Origin of the sequence: Sphingomonas sp. HF-S4 (assembly GCF_032911445.1) — a bacterium.
GTDB lineage: Bacteria > Pseudomonadota > Alphaproteobacteria > Sphingomonadales > Sphingomonadaceae > Sphingomonas > Sphingomonas agrestis.
On sequence record NZ_JAWJEJ010000001.1, the window covers coordinates 1,461,875 to 1,480,509 of the forward strand.

The window sequence follows — 18,635 nt, forward strand, 5'->3', positions numbered from 1 at the left end:
CACGTTGTGCGGCGATGCATGACACCCAAATAGCAGTGATCGGCGGCGGCGCGGCAGGCATTGCCGCGGCGCGCACCCTGGCAGACGCAGGACGCGACGTGCTGATCGTCGAGGCCGGCGACCGGCTCGGCGGGCGCGCCCACACCGTCCAGATCGCCGGACTGCCGATCGACCTGGGCGCGGGCTGGCTGCATTCGGCGCCGAAGAACCCCTGGGTCGGAATCGCCGAGGCGCGGGGCTTTTCGGTATATCGTTCACGCCCGCGCTGGGGCGAGCAGTGGCGCGGCCTGGGCTTCCCCGCGGCCGAGCAGCAAGGGCTGTGGGAATCGTTCGCGGCGTTCACCGAGGCGATGCGAACTCCGCCGCCAAGCGACCGCGCGTCGGACCTGCTGCCCCCCGACGGCGAATGGAATGCGAGCCTCGATGCGCTCTCGGGCTATATCAACGGCGCGCCGATGCGGGAGATGTCGGTCACCGACTGGCACGCCTATGACGAGGCCGCGCTCGATGTGGATTGGCGCGTAGCCGAGGGTTACGGCACGCTCGTCGCATCGCACGCGGCGGGACTGAGCGTGGCGCTGGCGACGCCAGTGACTGCGATCGATCCTTCGGGGACGCGGCTGCGGATCGGGACTCCGCGCGGGGCCATCGTCGCGGACGCCGCGATCGTCACCGTATCGACCGACGTGCTCGCCAGCGGCGCGCTGCGGCTGCCCGGGCACGACGCGATCCTCCACGCCGCCGCCGAGCTGCCGCTCGGGCTGGCCGACAAGCTGTTCTTCACGCTGGAGGGCGGCGAGGAGATCGACGCCAACGCGCACCTGCTCGGCAAGCCGCGCGAAAGCATCACCGGCACCTATACGCTGCGCCCGTTCGGCCGGCCGCTGGTCGAGTGCATGCTCGGCGGCGAAGGCGCGCGCGCGATGGAGAAGGAAGGGCTGAACGGCGCTGCCGATTTTGCGATCGGCGAGCTCTGCAGCCTGCTCGGCAGCGACTGGCGCCAGAAGCTTCGCTTCGTCGCGGGATCCGCCTGGAGCCGCGAGACCTATGTGCTGGGCGGGTACAGCCACGCACGGCCCGGCAAACACGCTGCTCGCAGAGTGCTGGCGACGCCGGTGGATCCGCGCATCCGTTTCGCGGGGGAGGCGTGTTCGGAGGGTGAATTCTCGACGGCGCACGGCGCGTACAACACCGGTGTGGCCGCGGCGAAGGCGCTGTTCTAGGCCGCGGCGGCGTTGGCCGGCGCGGGGTTGGAGAACTCCATCTCCTGGTCGATCCCGCCGAACTTGAGCGCCATCACGTCGAGCGTGTAGTTTTGGTGGAGCTTCCACGGTTTCCGGCTGCCCTGGCGCGGGAGCTGCGCGGCGGCGCGCTGGACGTAGCCCGAGGTGAAGTCGAGAAACGGGGCCTCCTCCACCGGCGCCTCGAGCCGCGGCGTGACCTGACGCATGCCGCGCTTCTTCATCGCATTGAGCAGGCGGGTGACATAGTTGGCGGTGAGGTCGGCCTTCAGCGTCCAACTCGCATTGGTATAGCCGAACGCGATCGCGAAATTGGGCACGTCGGAGAACATCATGCCCTTGTAGGTCATGTGCTCGGCGGGGACGAAAGGCTTGCCGTCGATCGTAATCGGCACGCCGCCCATCAGCTGGATCTCGAGCCCCGTCGCAGTGACGATCAGGTCGGCGGGCAGATCCCTGCCCGAGACGAGGCGGATTCCGGTTTCGGTAAAGCGCTCGATCGTGTCGGTGACCACCTTAGCCTTGCCCTCGCGGATCGATGCGAACAGGTCGGCGTCGGGGATCAGGCAGAGCCGCTGATCCCAGGGATTGTAGCGCGGGGTGAAGTGGGTATCGACATCGTGCCCGGGCAGTTCCTGTCGCACCATGTCGACCAGCGTCCTCTTGGCCTTGTCGGGATGCTTGCGCATCGCGCGGAAGAAATATTGCTGGAGCAGCACGTTCTTCCAACGCGTGAGGCCGTAGGCGGCCTTGGCGGGCAGCCGGCGCCGCAGCCAGTTGGCGACCACGTCCTGCGACGGCCGCGCGACGATGTAGGTCGGCGAGCGCTGGAGCATCGTTACCGACGCGGCCCGATTGGCGAGCTCCGGCACCAGCGTAACCGCGGTCGCGCCGCTGCCGATTACGACGACGTTCTTGCCGGCATACTCCACGTCGTCGGTCCAGAATTGCGGGTGGACGATACGGCCGTTGAAGTCCCCTGCGCCGGGAAAGTCGGGGGTGTAGCCCTGCGCATAATTGTAATAGCCGCTGCACAGGAACAGGAAGCTGCAGGTGAAGAGGACCTCCTCACCACCGCGCTCCACGACCACGCGCCAGCGCGCGTCGTCGCTCGACCAGTCGGCGCGAACGACGCGGTGGCTGGTGCGGATGTGGCGATCGATGCCGTGCTCCCGCACGGTCTCGTCGAGATAGGCGAGGATCGACGGGCCGTCGGCGATCGCCTTGGCGTCGGTCCACGGCTTGAACGCGAAGCCGAGCGTGTACATGTCCGAATCCGAGCGAATGCCGGGATAGCGGAACAGATCCCAGGTGCCGCCGAGCCGATTGCGGCCTTCGAGGATGACGTAGCTGCGCTCGGGACTGTTGGCCTGGAGATGCCAGGCTGCGCTGATGCCGGAGATCCCGGCTCCCACCACCACGACGTCGAAATGCTCGCTCATCCGGCTCTCCCCAGGAGGCTGCTTACAATACTGTAAGTAGCCGGGCCAAGCCCCCATCCGTCATCGTTTACCCTCAATAATCGCGCGAATAGCGCAGGCTTACGCTCGATCCGCCGAACGAGCCGGTCTGCGAGAGCAGGCTGAGTGCGCGGGTCAGCGCAATCTCGAGCTGCGTGGCGGTGTATCCGCGCGCGTCGGTGATGATCTCCACGTAGATGTCGTTGGTGAGATACTTGCCTGCCGCCAGCGAGGTGCCGCGACCGCTCGCGTCATCGGCGCCCAGGATGCGCAGGCGGTCGATCCCGGTCGCCGACTTGAGCTTGCCGAGCGGATTGAGCCCGCCGCCCGAACCGCTGAGCGAATTGACCGCCGCGGCGAGCTGGATCGCCTCGGTGGCGGACAGGTTGGTCACGTTCGTCCCGAAGAACAGCCGCGACAGCACTTCCTCCTGCGGGAGATTCGGGTTCGAGGTGAAGGCGATCTGTGGGCGCTGCGCGGTGCCCGAGACGGTGAGGATCGCGGTCACGCCCTCGGCCGTGGTCGTCGCGGCGATGTCGATCGTCGGGTTGAACAGTTCGCTGCCCTGGAAGCGGACCGTGCCACGGCTGATGTCGAAGCGGCGGCTGGCGAAGCTGTAGGTGCCGCGCTCGATCTCCATCGTGCCGCTGACCTGCGGCGCCGCGGTGGTGCCGCCTACGCGGATTCGCGCGCTCCATTCGGATTCGAGCCCCATGCCCGAGACGAAGATGCGGTTGTCGGCGCTGATCCGCAGATCGAGGTCGAACAGTCCGGCCGCGCGTGCAGGTGCCGGCTTGGGCATGCCCTGATTGTCGATCAGCTGGCTCTTGCGGCGGATGCCGGTGAGCTCGGGGATCTCGGCCGCGCCCTGGCGGATTATCTCGTAGCGCGCCTCGGGGATCGTCAGCCTCCCCTCAATCTTCGAGACCTGCGGGTTCTTGGTGATCGTTATCTTGCCGGTGGCAGTGGCGCCGAGCGCGTCGCTACGCGCGAGGCGGGCGTTGTTGAAATCGGCGGTCAGGCTCATCGGATAGCCATTGGCGGCCGAGAAGCCGATCCGACCCTGCGCGGCGACGGTGCCGTCCCCTGCCCGTCCGCTCGCCGAATCGAGGATGAACTCGTCGTCGGAGAAGCGGCCGTCGATCTTCAGGTTGGTGATCTGGGTGCCGTAGGTCTCGTTGCCATAAGACAGGTTTTCGCCGCGGACGACGCCGGTGAGCTGTGGCTCGTCGACCGTGCCCGAGAAATCGGCTGCGATGCCGATCGGCCCGGTAAGGTGCTGGTCGGCGAGCCCCGCCAGCGAGAAGGGCACCGCAGCCGGACCGTTATAGCGGATGCCGCCGCTGAGCGGCGCGCCCATCAGCCGCGTGGTCCAGCTTCCGGCGCCGGGTCCCAGCGGGCGCATCGTCGCGACGACGCGGCCGATCGTGGTGGTGCCGCGCTTGATGATCGCGCGTGCGTCGCCGCCATCGGGGAGGAGCTTGCCGACGAATGTCACATCGACCGGCGCCGACACCGTAGCGAGGCTCGAGCGCGTGAAATCGTCGATGTTGAGGCGAACGTCGGCGCTCGGGAAGGCGCTGCCGGTCGGCTGGGCATAATCGATGCTGCCGGTCGCGGTGCCGCCCACGCCGATCCCGGGCATGAAGCCGTTGGCGACGGCGAGGTCGAGCTTGTCGAGCCGCGCCTGGAGCGCGATGCCGTCGCCATAGCTGCCGGCGATCCGCATGCTGCCCTGGTCGAAATCGATCTGGGTGGGCTGCAGGCGATACTTGCCGCCGGCAATGTCGATCCGCGCGGGATTGACGCTGCGGAATTTGATGTTGCTCCCCTGCCCCTGCAGCGCGACCAGCCATTGCTGCGGAGTCATCCGGGCATTGGCGGCGATCTGAAAGGGCACGCCTGTCGATCCGGTCGCGAAGAGCTGCGCCGTGCCGTTGCCACCCTGGTAATCGACCTTGGCGCGTGCGGTCTTGAGGACCAACTGGCCGTTGCGGAAATTGGCGATCTGCGCGTCGGCGACGATCTGGGGCGTTTCGGCGAGAACGATATTGGCCGAGACCAGCGCGCGGCCGATGGTCAGCCCGGCCTGGCCGGGGATGACGGCGTTGAGCGCCGTCGCCTGCACGTCGGCGCGCTGATACTTGCCCTGCGCCGCGAGTTCGGCGCTGCCGTTGACGCCCGAGCCTGCGAAGGTGAGACGGCCAGCGAACGGACCGGCGGCGGTCTGCTGGAGGCTGCCGGCGATATCCATGCCCGCGAAGCGCGCGCTCTCGATATCGACGCCGAGCGTGCGGCCATTGCGGACGAGGACATTGGCATTGAACGGGCCGTAATCGGTGCCACCGCTGGCGACGATCGCATAGGCGTTGCCGCGCCCGCGGACGCGCGCCTCGAGGTTGACCAGCCCGATGCCGAGCCCCGGCCGCTCGGCGCGGAGCAGCACCTGCGGCGCAGTAAGCGTACCAGAGACGCGCGCGCTGAGCGGGCCATAGACCGTAGACACCGCATCGGCGTTGACCAGGATCGGCCCGGCCGGATCGTACCGGCCCGAGCCTCGGAGAATGCGGAACTGCGGCGCACGCATGCGGATGTCGCTGACGGCGATGATCCCCTTGGGATCGAGGTTGAGCCGTGCCGAAGCCGTGGCGTTGCCGCCGAGGAAGTCGCGCACGCTCTCGTTGGTCAGCCGCTTGGTCTCGGCAGCGACCTGGCCGCGAATGCCCCAGCCGCCGCCGGGGGCGGCATAGAGTTCGGCATCGGTCTTGAGGTTGACCACGCCGACGCCGTTGACGGCGTAATCGTTGATCTTGCCCTTGATCGCGCCGGTGTAGCGCCCGGCGCTCATGTCGGCGGCGATGATCGCGGTGGCATCGACCTTGTCGGAGCGCAGGCGAAGATTGTCCGAGAGGATCTGGTCGCCCGAAATGGCCAGGTCGCCGGCGACCGATAGGTTGGTGACGAGGCCACCCGCCGCGGCGTTGAGCCCGGTGACGCGGGCGGCGCGGGCGCGAACCGGCACGAGGATGCGGCCGGAGTCGACGCGCGCGCGGCCCTCCGCCTGGAGCTTCTCGACGGCCATCTCGCCGAAGCCGAGCATCGCGGCGCGGATCTTATAGTCGACCACCGGCGTGGCGAACGGCCCGTCGAGCGCCAGCGCGGCGCGCACTTCGCGGCCGCGAAGGTTGGGGGCGATCGCGCCGGGGGTAAGCAGGATCGCGTCGATGTTGAGGTTGCCGAAGCGGTTGCGGCCGAGATCGACCAATCCCTTGGCCTCGACCGACAGCGCATTCGAGTGCAGCTTGACCACGCCGCCGGCGGTGCGGTCCTTCCACACCATGTCGGCGTCGACATCGAGCTGCGGCGAGGCGAGCCGTTCGACCGGGCCCTCCATATAGACGCCGGGCCAGGTGGGGCCGCGCAGCTGGAAGCGGCCGTTCTGCGCGACCAAATTGAGGTCGGCGAGCGGGCGGCCGCCGAGCGTGCCGGCTGCCTTGCCCTGCCAGTTCTGCCAGTTGCCGCGGCCGTTGACGGAAACCGCCACGGGGCGGTCGAGCCCGACGAGCCCGGTGACGAAGCCGCCGACCGGCCCGTTCAGGCGCATGTCGATATCGAGCTTGTTCTGCTCGGGGACGGCATCGAGCTTGACCAGCAGCGCATCGCCGCCGGAGACGCCGGGCGCGGCGACGGTGCCGCCGTCGAGGTTGAGCTGCGCGCGGCCGCCGGCGATATGGGCGTTGCCCTTCAATCGGCCGATGTGGCGCTGGCCTGCGACGGCCGGCGCCAGGTCGATCCGCGCGACGTCCAGCCGAGCGATGTCGATATCGAGATCGGGCAAAAGCGGGCCGCTCGGCTCGGTCGACGGCTTGAGCGCGGGAAGCCGCAGCACCCGCACTTCCGGACTGGTCAGGCTGCGAATATCGACATGGTTGCGCACATAGGCGAAGGGCCGCCAGTCGAGCGCGATTTCCTTCGATGTCGCGAACACGCCCTGGGTGTCACGCACCTCGACGTCGCGGAGCACCAGCGCGCCGTAGAGCGAGCCGTCGATCCGGCCGACGCGGAAATTGAGCCCCGAGGCGAGGGTGAACTTGCTGAGTTGGTGCGCGACGAAGTTGCGGCCCGGCTGGGTGTTGATCCCCACCACCAGCGCGCCGAGCAGCAGCGCCACCGCGCCGAGTCCGATCGCGCTCCATTTGACGATGCGCTGCCAGAGCGGCGGCTTCTCGACGACGTGGATAACCTCGGTTTTGGTCTCGGGCTCGATCGGCGCAGTGGCCTGGGGCGTATCCTCGGCCATCAGAAGGCCTGGCCGATCGAGATGTAGAGCGCGATCTTCGATTCACCCGGTTTGCGAGCGATCGGCGTCGCCACGTCGATGCGCAGCGGGCCGAAATTGGTGTAGAGCCGCCCGCCGATGCCCGCGCCGAAGCGCATGTTCTTGCCGGTGGGATAGAGGCCCTCATAGACCTGGCCGGCATCGATGAACGGCACGATGCCGTAATTGCCGAACCGGTAGCGTGCCTCGAGTGCGAATTCGTTGAGGCTGCGCCCGCCGACCGGCCGCCCGTCGGGCGAGCGGGGCCCAAGCTCCTGATAGCCGAAGCCGCGCACCGATCCGCCGCCGCCGGCATAATAGCGCCGCGAGGGCGGCAGGTCGTTGCGGGCGATGCCGGGGATCGAGCCGACGCGCGCGCGCCCGGCGATGACGATGCTCGACGACACCGGCTGGTAATAGGTGCCTTCGAGCATCAGCCGCGCATAGGGCCGCGCCGCGCCGCGCACCGAGGCTTCGGGGCTGACATTGGCCTTGATCCGGAAACCGCGGGTGGGGTTGAGCAGATTGTCCGACGTGTCGAACCCAAGGAACGTCGGCAGCGCCGCGATCAGCCACGTGCCGCGGTCGCGCGCGCCCTTGTTGAAGTTATACTGGTCCTCGTTCGATCCGACGATCTCGGCGCCGTAGAAATAGGTCCAGCGCTTCTGCCAGATGGGGGTCGAATCGCGCGACCAGCGCACGCCGAGCGTGCCGGTATAGGATTCGTACGCGTCGTAATCGGAATGGTTGACCGATGCCTGGATCTGGAAGGTGCGATCGCGTTGCCCCGCGTTCGATCGGCGGAAGGTTCCCGACAGGCCCTGTTCCTGCGTGCCGAGCACGGCGCTGCCGATCAGCGCGCCTTCAGGCGGGAAGAAATTCCGGTGCGTCCAACTGCCCTCGGCGCGGATGCCCTGGCCGGTGCTGTAGCCGACTTCACCAGCGAGCGTGCGCGGACGGCCGGCATTCTGGGTGACGCGCAGGTCGACCACCTCGGTGCCGTCGGGGCCTGGCTTGCCGGTGCGCACCGGCTCGACGCCGACGGTGGAGAACAGGCTGGTCGCGATGAGCGCCTCGCGCAGATCGTCGACGGCACGGCTGTCATAGAGTTGGCCGGGCCTGTAGCGGCGCAGGATGTTGAGGTGATCGGTTTCGAATACCGGGCGACGCCCTTCGGTGACGATCTCGCCGAAGACTGCGCGCGGGCCGAGATCGACTGGCAGCGTATAGTCGCCGAGCTGGGTGGTCTCGTCGAGCAGGATGTCGCGCTCGCCGACCTTGACGAAGGGATAGCCTTGTTGCGGCAGGCGCAGGCTGACATTGGCCTCGGCGCCCTGAATGCGCTCGGCCTGGATGGGATCGCCGGGATTGAGGTTGAGTTCGCGATCGGCTAGCCCGGCGGGGACGGTCGGCCCCGCAGCGACCTTGACCTCGCCCAGCCGATAGAGCTTGCCTGGCGTCGCGGTGATCGTCGCGCGCAGGTTGCCCGAATTCCTGGGGTTCTGGTCGATCGTCGAGATCGCGGTGCCGTCATAATAGCCGAGCGAGTGCATCAGCCGCACCGCGAGCTTCTCGTCCTCGCGCGCCCGCGCCGCGACCATCGTCGCGTTGGCGGCCTTGCCGTCGCCTTCCTCGAGCGCTGAGAGATCGTTGAAACGGTCCTTGAGCCCGACCGCGTCGAGCCCCTCGACCACAATGGAATAGCGGATCGTGGTGACCTTCTCGTCCTCGGTGCCCTCGATCTTGACCGGGGTGACCTTGAATTCGGCAAGCGGGGTCAGCGGCTGGGCGAATTCGGGCGCCTCGGCCGCCGGGGGCGGGAAACTTTCGATCTGCTCGGTTACGGCGTTCGGCGTCGCGGGCTGGACGGGGGGCTTGTTGAAGTCTTGCACCGGCTCGAGCGGCGCGTTGATGTCGTCGCTCAATTTGGGCAGCGCCGCCTCGAACTCGGCATCTGGGACGATGGTCTCGACTTGCGGGGCGGTCTGCACCGGCTCGGGATTGGGCAGCGACGACGGTGCGCCCTGCCCCGGCTTGGGGTCGGAAACCTGCGCGCATGCGACGCCCGGCAGGAACGCACTCCCGGCCAGTGCGGCAATCCATACCGCTTTCACCCCTGTACCCACGCGCCTCCTTCGGAGCCCGCAACCCCGGCCCACTCGCAAGCGTAACGACCGACCTCCGCTTTGGGTCCGTAGATGCACGATTTCGCAGGGAATACAGTGGTTAGCGCGCGATTCACTTGGTACACGGGCCGGGATATTTTTCGCTGAGCGCGTTGAGCAGGCTGCTCACCGCCGAATATTTGCGCGACTCGGGCTGGGCGCGCCAGCGGTCGACCGCCACCTTGCGTAGCGTGTCGATATCGACATGCTGGGGGACGCAGAACGCCGCCTCGATCTGGTCGGTGTCCTGATAATAGGTTGCCATGTCGTGTGCGCCCATCAGGAACCAGTCGCATCGCGCGACCGCTGCGGCGTCGGTGGCGATGCAATCGACATAGATCTGCTCGCCGCTCTTGAACACGCCGCGGGCGGGGATCGCATCCTGCGCCACCGCGGCGAACGGCACTGTGAGGGCGGCGAGCGCGAGGCCCGTGAGAAGCTTCGAATCCATGACGACCCTTTGAAAGTACGCCGCGACCCTAGCCTCGGGGCGCTCGATTGCAATCACGCCGCCTTCGCACGTGCCCGGAATCGGTGGAGCAGCGGCTCGGTATAGCCATTGGGCTGGATCCCGCCTTCGAAAATCAGCGCGTGCGCCGCCTGGAAGGCGAGACTGTCGGCCTCGCGCCCGGCCATCGGCCGATACAGCGGATCGCCGGCATTCTGCGCATCGACCTTAGCCGCCATCCGCCGCAGCGCCGCCTCGACATCGGCCTGGCGCGCGACGCCGTGGAGCAGCCAGTTGGCGATATGCTGCGAGGAGATGCGCAGCGTCGCGCGGTCCTCCATCAGCCCGATATCGTCGATGTCGGGGACCTTCGAGCACCCCACCCCCTGATCGATCCAACGCACGACATAGCCGAGGATGCCCTGAGCATTGTTGTCGAGCTCGCGCGCGACCTCCTCGGGTGACCAGTTGCAGCCCTTAGCGACCGGGATGGTCAGCAGCGGCGCGAGGCCGGGGATCGGCTCGGCGGCAATGGTGCGCTGGCAGGCGAAGACGTCGGTGCGGTGATAGTGCAATGCGTGGAGTGTCGCGGCGGTGGGCGACGGTACCCAGGCGGTGTTGGCGCCGGCTTGCGGGTGCGCGCCCTTCTGGGCGAGCATGTCGGCCATCCGATCGGGCGCGGCCCACATGCCCTTGCCGATCTGCGCCTTGCCCGACAGCCCGCAGGCGAGGCCGATGCGGACATTGCGGTCCTCATACGCCTTGATCCAGGCGCTATGCTTGATCTCGCTTTTGGGGAGCATTGGCCCGGCGCGCATGCTGGTGTGGATCTCGTCGCCGGTGCGATCGAGAAAGCCGGTGTTGATGAAGGCGATGCGGTCCTTCACTGCATGGATGCACGCGGCGAGATTGGCCGAGGTGCGGCGCTCCTCGTCCATCACGCCGACCTTGATCGTGTGGCGCGCGAGCCCCAGCAGGTCCTCGACTGCGTCGAACAGCCGGTTGGTGAAGCCGCACTCCTCCGGGCCGTGCATCTTGGGCTTGACGATATAGATCGATCCAGCGCGGCTGTTGCGGTGCCTGCCCAGGCCACGCAGGTCGTACAGCGCGATCAGGCTGGTGACGATCGCGTCGAGCACGCCCTCGGGCGCCTCCTGCCCGTCCCCGAGCAGCACGGCCGGGGTGGTCATCAAGTGGCCGACGTTGCGCACGAACAGCAGCGAGCGCCCCGGCAGCTCACCGCGATCGGCGTTGAGGCGTCGGGTGATGGTCGTCCCGCTTTTGTCGAACCGCTCTTCGAGATCGCCCTGCATGAGGCCCAGCCAATTGGCATAGGCGGCGACCTTGTCCTCGGCATCGATCGCGGCGATCGAATCCTCGAGATCGACGATCGTGGTCAGCGCGGCTTCGAGCAGCACGTCGGCGATCCCCGCCGGATCCTCGCGGCCGATCGGGTGGTCGCGATCGATCACGACTTCGATGTGGAGGCCGTTATGGCGGAACAGCCACGGACCGACCTGCTGACCCGGATCGCGCAGCACCGGTTCGCCAGCAAGGTCGATCCAGCTTCCCGCAGCGAGCGGCACGGATTCGTCGAGGAACGTCTTGGCGAAACCGATCACTTGCGCGCCGCGCTCGGAATCATAGCCCCCTGCCCTGGCCGTGCCCGGCAGCGCATCGGTGCCATAAAGCGCATCGTACAGGCTGCCCCAGCGCGCATTGGCGGCGTTGAGCACGAAGCGGGCGTTGAGCGCAGGGACGACCAGTTGTGGCCCGGCCATCGTCGCGATCTCGGCATCGACGTTCGCCGTGCCGATCGTGAAGGGCGCGGGCTCGGGGACGAGATAGCCGATCTCACGCAGGAACCGCTCCTGCGCGGCGGAGTCCGCGGCACGTTCCGGATCCTCTGCCGACCAGCGATCGATCTCAGCCTGGAGGTCGTCGCGCTTCGCCAGCAGCGCGCGATTCTCCGGCGCGAAGCGCGCGAAGATGTCGGCCGTCCCCGCCCAGAACGTTTCCGGCTCGATCGCCAGCCCCGGCAGCACGCGCGTCTCGACGAAGCGCGAGAGCGCTTCGTCGACCTTCAGCCCGGCGCGATCGATCGTTGCGGTCATGGGGATTCCTCCTGCATCACGATAATGCCTGGGGAGGGCGTGGACGGCGTAACCGGCGCGGCGCCGCGGATCAACCCCCGCGATCGAGCGCGACCGCCGCCGCCTCAATCCGTTCGAGCATCGCGCCCAATTGTTCGCGTTCGGATTCGCTCAAAGTAGCGAAGATGCGGCGTTCGAATTCGAGCGCTTTTGGGGCGACCTGCTCGTAGAGCGCCCAGCCCTGCTCCGAGAGGCTGAGCAGGTGCGAGCGCTGGTCGTCGGGATTGGCACCACGCTGGATCAGCCCGCGTTCGGCCAGCGCGATCGCGGCGCGGCTGACGGTGACCTTGTCCATCCGCGTGCGGCCGCACAACGCCTGCTGGCTCATCGCCCCGCCCTCGGCGAGGACGGCGACCAGCCGCCATTCGGGAATGCGCAGTCCGAACAGCGTGCGATAGGCAGAGGCGATCGCGTCCGACACGGTGTTGGACGCGATCGAGAGCCGATAGGGCAGGAATTGGTCGAGCTTGAGCGATCCGGGCATGACCTCACCGTGCTGCCATCGTACGTCCGCTGCAAGTGACAACGTTGTACGCTTGCATTTTGTGCAACCCAACCCGCATCTCTTCGCACTTGCAACATATGCCGCTGCGGCGCAGAAAGATCGGGCCTTTCAGGCATCCTCTCCTAAAACTTTCAAACGGCCGTCCTTCGGGGCGGCCTTTTTTTTGGAAAAGCCTCCTTTACGGGCTGGGCTAAAGTCACTTCATCTGCCGCTTGATTGTGGCCCAGGTCGCCTTGCCGTAAGGCGGTTTCATCCCCGCTAACTTGGCCACGTCGATCCGCGGCTGCTTGTAGATGCTGCGCGCGTGGCTGAAGGTGCGGAAGCCCGCCTCGCCGTGATAGGCGCCGGTGCCCGACGGGCCGATCCCGCCGAACGGCAGTTCCTCCTGGCTGACGTGGAAGATCACGTCGTCGAGCGTCACTCCGCCCGAGATTGTACGGTCGAGCACGCGGCGCCGCTCGTTGCCATCGCTGCCGAAATAATAGAGCGCCAGCGGGCGGTCGCGGCGGTTCACTTCGGCGATGGCGTCGTCGATATGCTGGTAGCTGCGCACTGGGAGGACGGGGCCGAAGATCTCCTCCTGCATCACCGTCATGTCGTCGGTGGCGCCGCGGATGATGTGGAGCGGGAGTTTCCGCGCGTTCGACGCAGCGAAATCCTCGCCTGCCGGATTGACCGCGATCACCTCGGCGCCCTTGGCGCGGGCGTCGTCGATCCACTCGGTCAGCCGGGCATGATGGCGATCGTTGATGATCGCCGTGTAATCGGGATTGTCGAGCAGGCGCGGGTACATCGCCGCGGCGGCGCGGGTGAGGCCCTCGACGACCTCCGCCTCCTTCTCCTCGGGCACCAGCATGTAATCGGGGGCGAGGCAAATCTGCCCGGCGTTGAGCATCTTGCCCATCACCACCCGTTCGGTCGCCTGGGCGATATTGGCCGAGCGGCCGAGGACCACCGGCGACTTGCCGCCGAGCTCGAGCGTCACCGGCACGAGGTTGTCCGCCGCGGCGTGGAGGATGTGCCTGGCGATCCCCGTCGCGCCCGTGAACAGCAGGTGATCGAAGGGAAGCTCGGCGAACGCCTTGCCGATCTCCGGCCCGCCGCCGACGAAGGCGACCTCCTCGGGCGCGAAATAGCGCGCGGCCAGTTCCTCGAACAACGCGGCGACCACCGGCGTGAACTCGCTGGTCTTGACCATCGCGCGGTTGCCCGCGGCGAGGACCCCGGCAAGCGGGCTCATCACCAGATTCACCGGGAAGTTCCACGGCGCGATGATCCCGACCACGCCCTTGGGCTGATACTCGACCCAGGCGCGTGCGCCGAGCAGGCCGAGCGGGAACATCGTCGCCTTGCGCTCCGACCGCATCCATCGCGCGACATGCTTCCGCGCGTGCCTGAGCGGACCGACCGAAGCGGCGATGTCGGCGATCATCGACTGCTCGCGGCTGCGATGGCCGAAATCCTCGCTCAGCGCGTCGCAAAAGCGCGCGGCATTGTCGGCGACCATCGCGATCGCGCGGTCAAGCCGGTTCCGGCGCGCGGCGAGCGATACCGGCAATTCGGCCATGAACGTGGCGCGCTGAAGCCCGAGAATGTTTTTCATCGCGGATGTGTGCGGCCAAACCACGCTCCGGCGCAAGCAGCGGCACGCATCACGCCAACGCGTGGCCCAGCCACACCGCCCACGCCGCCGTCGCGAGCATCACCCCGAACGGCAGTCGATCGGTGCCCGACACCTTGCGCCCGGCGCTAATGAATCCCAGCACCGCCGCCAGCCCGATCAGCGCGGCGGCGAGCAGCACCATCGGCAGCGCCTGCCAGCCGAGCCAGCAGCCGATCGCACCGAACAGCTTGGGATCCCCCCCGCCCAGCCCCTGGCGTCCGCGCACCACGCGATAGCCCGCCGCGACGGCCGCCAGCGCGGCATAGCCGCCGATCCCGCCGATCAGCCGCGCGTCGATGGCCGGGGGCAATCCGGCCAGTCCTGCCGCCAGCCCTGCCGCCGCCAGCGCGCCGGTGAGCAGGTTGGGCAGCCAATATGCGGCGAGGTCGAGCGCGGCGAGGGTCAGCAGCAGCCAGCCGAACACCGCGCCCGCCACCGCGGCGACACCGGGCGCCGCGAGGCCAGCGGTCACCCCGATCGCCATTCCGGCAAGCTCCGTCGCGACATGGCCGGGATGGATCGGCGCGCCGCAGCCCCGGCAGCGGCCGCGCTGGAGCACGAAGCTGAGCACCGGTATCAGCTCGCCGGCGCCGAGATCCTTCCTGCAGCTGTCGCAGTTCGAGCGTCCCTGCAGCGCCGAGCGCCCGGCGGGCCAGCGCAGCGCCACCGTCGCGATGAAGCTGCCGAAGACGAGGCCGAGCACCCCAAGCAGCACCGGCCATAGCCAGGAGTCAATCGCCATCGTGCGGCGGCCGCGTGCGGATCAGATAGCGATTGAGGGTGTCGACCAGCGTCATGCCGGGCCTTTCTGGGGGGCGTCCCCGGCTTTTGCAAACCGGCGCGCGGAGGATTAGATCGCGCCCAACAAATGAGAGGAAGCCAAATGTCCGCCGACGAGATCGTCATCGCATCCTATGCCCGCACCCCGATGGGCAGCTTCCAGGGGTGCCTGGCCGGCGCCAGCGCCACCGATCTGGGCGCCACCGCGGTCGGCGCCGCGGTCGAGCGCGCCGGATTGAAGGGCGACGCGGTCGAGCGGATCTATATGGGGTGCGTGCTCCCCGCCGGGCTCGGCCAGGCGCCGGCGCGCCAGGCGGCGCTCAACGCCGGGCTGCCGCATCATATCGAGGCGACGACGATCAACAAGATGTGCGGCAGCGGGATGCAGGCGGCGATCATGGCCGCCGACGCGCTCGCCGCGGGATCGGCCGACCTGATCGTTGCGGGCGGCATGGAGAGCATGACCAATTCGCCCTATCTCTCGCTGCGTCACCGCGCCGGCGCACGGATCGGGCACGACGTGCTCAAGGACCATATGTATCTCGACGGGCTCGAGGATGCCTATGAGCCCGGCCGGCTGATGGGCAGCTTCGCCGAGGAGACGGCGCAGGAATATCAGTTCACCCGCGAAGCCCAGGACGATTTCGCGATTGCCTCGCTCCAGCGCGCGCAGAAGGCGCAGCAATCGGGCGCGTTCGACCGCGAGATCGTCCCCGTCGAGGTCAAGGGCCGCAAGGGCGCGACCACCGTCACCCTCGACGAGCAGCCCGCGCGGGGCGACATCGCCAAGATCCCGACGCTCAAGCCCGCTTTCTCCAAGGACGGCACGATCACCGCGGCCAATGCCTCGTCGATCTCGGACGGCGCGGCGGCGCTGGTGATGACCCGCGCCAGCGTCGCCGAGCGGCTGGGGCTGACGCCGCGGGCACGCGTGGTGTCGCATGCCGCGCACGCGCACGTCCCTTCGCGCTTCACCACCGCGCCGGTCTATGCGATGCGCCGCGCGCTGGAAAAGGCCGGCTGGCAGATCGGCGATGTCGACCTGTTCGAAGTCAACGAGGCGTTCGCCTGCGTCGCGATGATCGCGATGCACGACCTGAGCATTTCGCACGACGTGCTCAACGTCCATGGCGGCGCCTGCGCGCTCGGCCACCCGATCGGCGCGAGCGGTGCGCGGGTGATCGCGACCTTGCTCTCGGCGCTGGAGACGCACGGCCAGAAGCGCGGGCTCGCCTCGCTGTGCATCGGCGGCGGCGAAGCGACCGCGATGGCGGTGGAACTGCTGGAGTAAAAACCTCTCCCTATGGGAGAGGGAGGGAGCGCCAGGGCGCGGAAGGTTGCGGGCAGGTAGATGAGCCTGCCCTCACTCTTCCCACTCGCTTCGCTCGCGGGCCCCTTCTCGCTCCCAAGGGGAGCGGGAGTTTTAGTTCACCACTTCACCCGGTTCGACGCCCCAGATCCGCGACTGCTCGACATAGCCGCTGCGGCCGTTCACGTCGAAGCGGCACCAGCCGCTGGCGCATTTGCTGATTACGCCGACCACGCCGGGCTCGGCGCGCCAGTTGAGGTGCGCGTCGGGCTCGGGGGCGGAGCGCAGCTCGGCGATGCCGCCGACGATGATCGCCGTGCGCCGCTCGTCCAGCAGGTTGCGCAGCAGCCAGCCCTGGGTTCCGCTCGGATCCTCGACCTTGCGCCACTCGCCATAGACGTCGAGCACCTTGAGCGGCAGGTGGCGGCGCTGGTAGAGCCAGCTCGCCGGATAGTTGCGCCCCGGACCGGTGCGCATCCGCGCCTTGTCGACATCGATCGACACCCAATAAGGCGGCTTGCGCTGCGCGAGCGCAGGCATGGCGAGCGCCAGCGCCGCGATCCCCAGCAAGGCCCATCCGCCGAGCCGCGTTTTTTCCCCTGTCATGCTTCGGGTAATACTGCGGGCAGGTGCTGCGCTTCAACCCGTTGACTGTAGCCGCCGGGAGCGCCAAGCCGCCCTGAATGGCACACACCGCGCGCCCTTCCCGCCCCCGCGTGACCGTCACGCGGACGCTGCCCCAGGCGATCGAGGCGCGGATGGCCGAATTGTTCGATGCCGTGCTCAATCCCGACGATGCGCCGATGGGCCGCGACGCGCTCGTCGCGGCGATGGCCGATGCCGACGTGCTGGTGCCCACGGTCACCGACCGGATCGACGCCGCGCTGATCGAGGCGGCGCCCGAGCGGCTCAGGCTGATCGCCAATTACGGCGCCGGCCATGGCCATATCGACCTCAAGGCGGCGCGGGCGCGCGGGATCACCGTCACCAACACGCCGGGCGTGCTGACGGAAGACACCGCCGACATGGCGATGGCACTGATCCTCGCCGCGCCGCGCCGGCTGATCGAAGGCGACAAGCTGGTGCGTTCGGGCGCTTGGAGCGGCTGGTGCCCCACGGGCATGCGCGGCCACCGGATCGGCGGCAGGAAGCTCGGCATCCTCGGCATGGGGCGGATCGGACAGGCGGTGGCGCAGCGCGCACGCGCCTTCGGGCTGCAGATCCACTATCACAACCGCCACCGCATCCCCGAAGTCGCCGAAGCACAGTTGGGCGCCACCTTCCATGCCGATCTCGATACGATGCTCGCGGCGGTGGATATCCTGACGATTCACACCCCGCACAGCGCCAGCACCGGCGGGCTGATCGACGCGCGGCGGCTCGACCTGCTCGGCGCCGAGGGCTGGCTGATCAACACTGCGCGGGGCGAGATCGTCGATCCCGAGGCGCTGGTGCACGCGCTGACCGAGGGGCGAATCGCCGGCGCGGGGCTCGACGTCTATGTGGACGAGCCCGCGGTCGATCCGCGGCTGGTGGCGCTGGATAACGTCGTGCTGCTCCCGCATCTCGGCTCGGCCACCTTCGAGGGGCGCGAGGCGATGGGGCAGAAGGTCATCACCAACATCCGCTCCTGGGTCGACGGCCACCGCCCGCCCGACCAGGTGCTGGAGGGGTGGCTCTAGGCCGTATCAATTCGCCCCTGATCCCCCTCCCTGCAAGGGAGGGGCTGGGGGTGGGTGGCGAGCGTAGCGAGCCCAGCGACGTCATCGGTACAAAGAAAAGGCCGGGCATCGAGCCCGACCTTTTCTAACCCACCCCTAACCCCTCCTTGCAGGGAGGGGAATCTGACGCGCGATACGCCCTCATTCAGAGGCCGCGCAGCCACTCGGTGATCATCGCCTGCCCTGCAGTCACTGCGCCCGGACCATGCAGGCCATGCTCGTCGCGCAGCCGCTCGGGCGAGCTGCCCGCCGCGGCGATGAAGTCGGAGCCGTTCGCCACCCATTCCTCGAAGCGCGGATCCTCGCCCATCTCGGCGTGGAATTGCAGCGCGAGCAGCTCGGGGCCGCGGCGAAACGCCTGGTGCGGATAGGCGCCGGTCGAGGCGAGCAGCTCGACGCCCTCGGGCAGGTCGAACGTGTCGCCGTGCCAGTGCAGCACCGGCACCTCGGCGACGTGGCGCAGCGGCGAGTCCGCGCCGATCGCGTTGAGCGCCACCGGCGAGAAGCCGATCTCCTTGACCGGCCCGGGCCGCACCTCCGCCCCCATCGCTGCGGCGATCATCTGCGCGCCGAGGCACACGCCCAAAGTCGGCAGCCCGCGGTCGATCCGCTCGGCGAGCCGATCGAGCTCGTGCGCGATCCACGGGTGCGCCTCGCGCTCGTAGACTCCCATCGGGCCGCCCATCATCAGCAGCAGATCGGGCGCGTTGAAATCGAGGCTGCCAAACCCCGGATCGGTGACATCGACGCGATCGAGCAAATAGCCCGCGCCCTCGATCGGCTCGCGAAAGGCGGCAAGCCCCTCATAGGGGGTGTGGCGAATGATGAGGCCGGTCTTCATGCCTGCCCCCTTAGCCGCGCCCTCGCCGCGC

The 18,635-nt window shown here is 68.2% G+C and carries 13 protein-coding genes; 3 read left to right on the forward strand and 10 right to left on the reverse strand.

Annotation, left to right across the window (positions count from 1 at the left end; all coding sequences use genetic code 11):
• The first annotated feature begins 14 nt into the window (after positions 1-14).
• The gene (locus RZN05_RS06240; protein WP_317225756.1) at positions 15-1,223 is read left to right on the forward strand and encodes a flavin monoamine oxidase family protein; all 1,209 of its coding nucleotides are present in this window, start codon (positions 15-17) and stop codon (positions 1,221-1,223) included.
• Here RZN05_RS06240 and RZN05_RS06245 read toward each other — a convergent pair.
• From RZN05_RS06245 to RZN05_RS06280, 8 genes are all read right to left on the reverse strand, one after another.
• Complete coding sequence (locus tag RZN05_RS06245) at positions 1,220-2,683, reverse strand: flavin-containing monooxygenase (RefSeq protein WP_317225757.1); 1,464 nt, start codon at positions 2,681-2,683, stop codon at positions 1,220-1,222. The two genes, RZN05_RS06240 and RZN05_RS06245, sit on opposite strands and share 4 nt — an antisense overlap.
• A 73-nt stretch (positions 2,684-2,756) precedes the next feature.
• Positions 2,757-7,001: a translocation/assembly module TamB domain-containing protein gene (locus tag RZN05_RS06250; RefSeq protein ID WP_317225758.1), complete on the reverse strand. Its 4,245-nt coding sequence runs from the start codon at positions 6,999-7,001 to the stop codon at positions 2,757-2,759.
• A complete protein-coding gene (locus RZN05_RS06255) occupies positions 7,001-9,133 on the reverse strand; it encodes a BamA/TamA family outer membrane protein (RefSeq protein ID WP_317225759.1) in 2,133 nt (710 codons plus the stop codon). Before RZN05_RS06255 ends, RZN05_RS06250 begins: the two co-directional genes overlap by 1 nt.
• A 124-nt stretch (positions 9,134-9,257) precedes the next feature.
• Positions 9,258-9,635: a Rap1a/Tai family immunity protein gene (locus tag RZN05_RS06260; RefSeq protein ID WP_317225760.1), complete on the reverse strand. Its 378-nt coding sequence runs from the start codon at positions 9,633-9,635 to the stop codon at positions 9,258-9,260.
• Between the two features lie 53 nt (positions 9,636-9,688).
• Complete coding sequence (locus RZN05_RS06265; RefSeq protein ID WP_317225761.1) at positions 9,689-11,746, reverse strand: malate synthase G; 2,058 nt, start codon at positions 11,744-11,746, stop codon at positions 9,689-9,691.
• Between the two features lie 70 nt (positions 11,747-11,816).
• The gene (locus RZN05_RS06270) at positions 11,817-12,269 is read right to left on the reverse strand and encodes a MarR family winged helix-turn-helix transcriptional regulator (protein WP_317225762.1); all 453 of its coding nucleotides are present in this window, start codon (positions 12,267-12,269) and stop codon (positions 11,817-11,819) included.
• A gap of 217 nt (positions 12,270-12,486) precedes the next feature.
• Positions 12,487-13,893: a coniferyl aldehyde dehydrogenase gene (locus RZN05_RS06275; RefSeq protein ID WP_317225763.1), complete on the reverse strand. Its 1,407-nt coding sequence runs from the start codon at positions 13,891-13,893 to the stop codon at positions 12,487-12,489.
• A 49-nt stretch (positions 13,894-13,942) separates the two neighbouring features.
• Positions 13,943-14,695 (reverse strand): prepilin peptidase, encoded by a 753-nt coding sequence (locus RZN05_RS06280; RefSeq protein WP_317225764.1) that lies wholly within the window; start codon positions 14,693-14,695, stop codon positions 13,943-13,945.
• Positions 14,696-14,836: 141 nt separating this feature from the next.
• Here RZN05_RS06280 and RZN05_RS06285 point away from each other — a divergent pair, with 141 nt between their 5' ends.
• Positions 14,837-16,024 carry an acetyl-CoA C-acyltransferase gene (locus RZN05_RS06285; protein ID WP_317225765.1) on the forward strand — a complete coding sequence of 396 codons (1,188 nt, stop codon included), beginning with the start codon at positions 14,837-14,839 and terminating at the stop codon, positions 16,022-16,024.
• Positions 16,025-16,156: 132 nt separating this feature from the next.
• On the opposite strand, the gene RZN05_RS06290 is transcribed toward RZN05_RS06285, so the two are convergent.
• Positions 16,157-16,648 carry an SH3 domain-containing protein gene (locus RZN05_RS06290; protein ID WP_317225766.1) on the reverse strand — a complete coding sequence of 164 codons (492 nt, stop codon included), beginning with the start codon at positions 16,646-16,648 and terminating at the stop codon, positions 16,157-16,159.
• Positions 16,649-16,725: 77 nt separating this feature from the next.
• Between RZN05_RS06290 and RZN05_RS06295 the strand changes: the two genes are divergently transcribed.
• Complete coding sequence (locus tag RZN05_RS06295) at positions 16,726-17,724, forward strand: 2-hydroxyacid dehydrogenase (protein WP_317225767.1); 999 nt, start codon at positions 16,726-16,728, stop codon at positions 17,722-17,724.
• Between the two features lie 184 nt (positions 17,725-17,908).
• Here the strand turns inward: RZN05_RS06295 and RZN05_RS06300 are convergent, their stop codons facing one another.
• Complete coding sequence (locus RZN05_RS06300; protein ID WP_317225768.1) at positions 17,909-18,604, reverse strand: glutamine amidotransferase; 696 nt, start codon at positions 18,602-18,604, stop codon at positions 17,909-17,911.
• Positions 18,605-18,635: the final 31 nt, after the last annotated feature.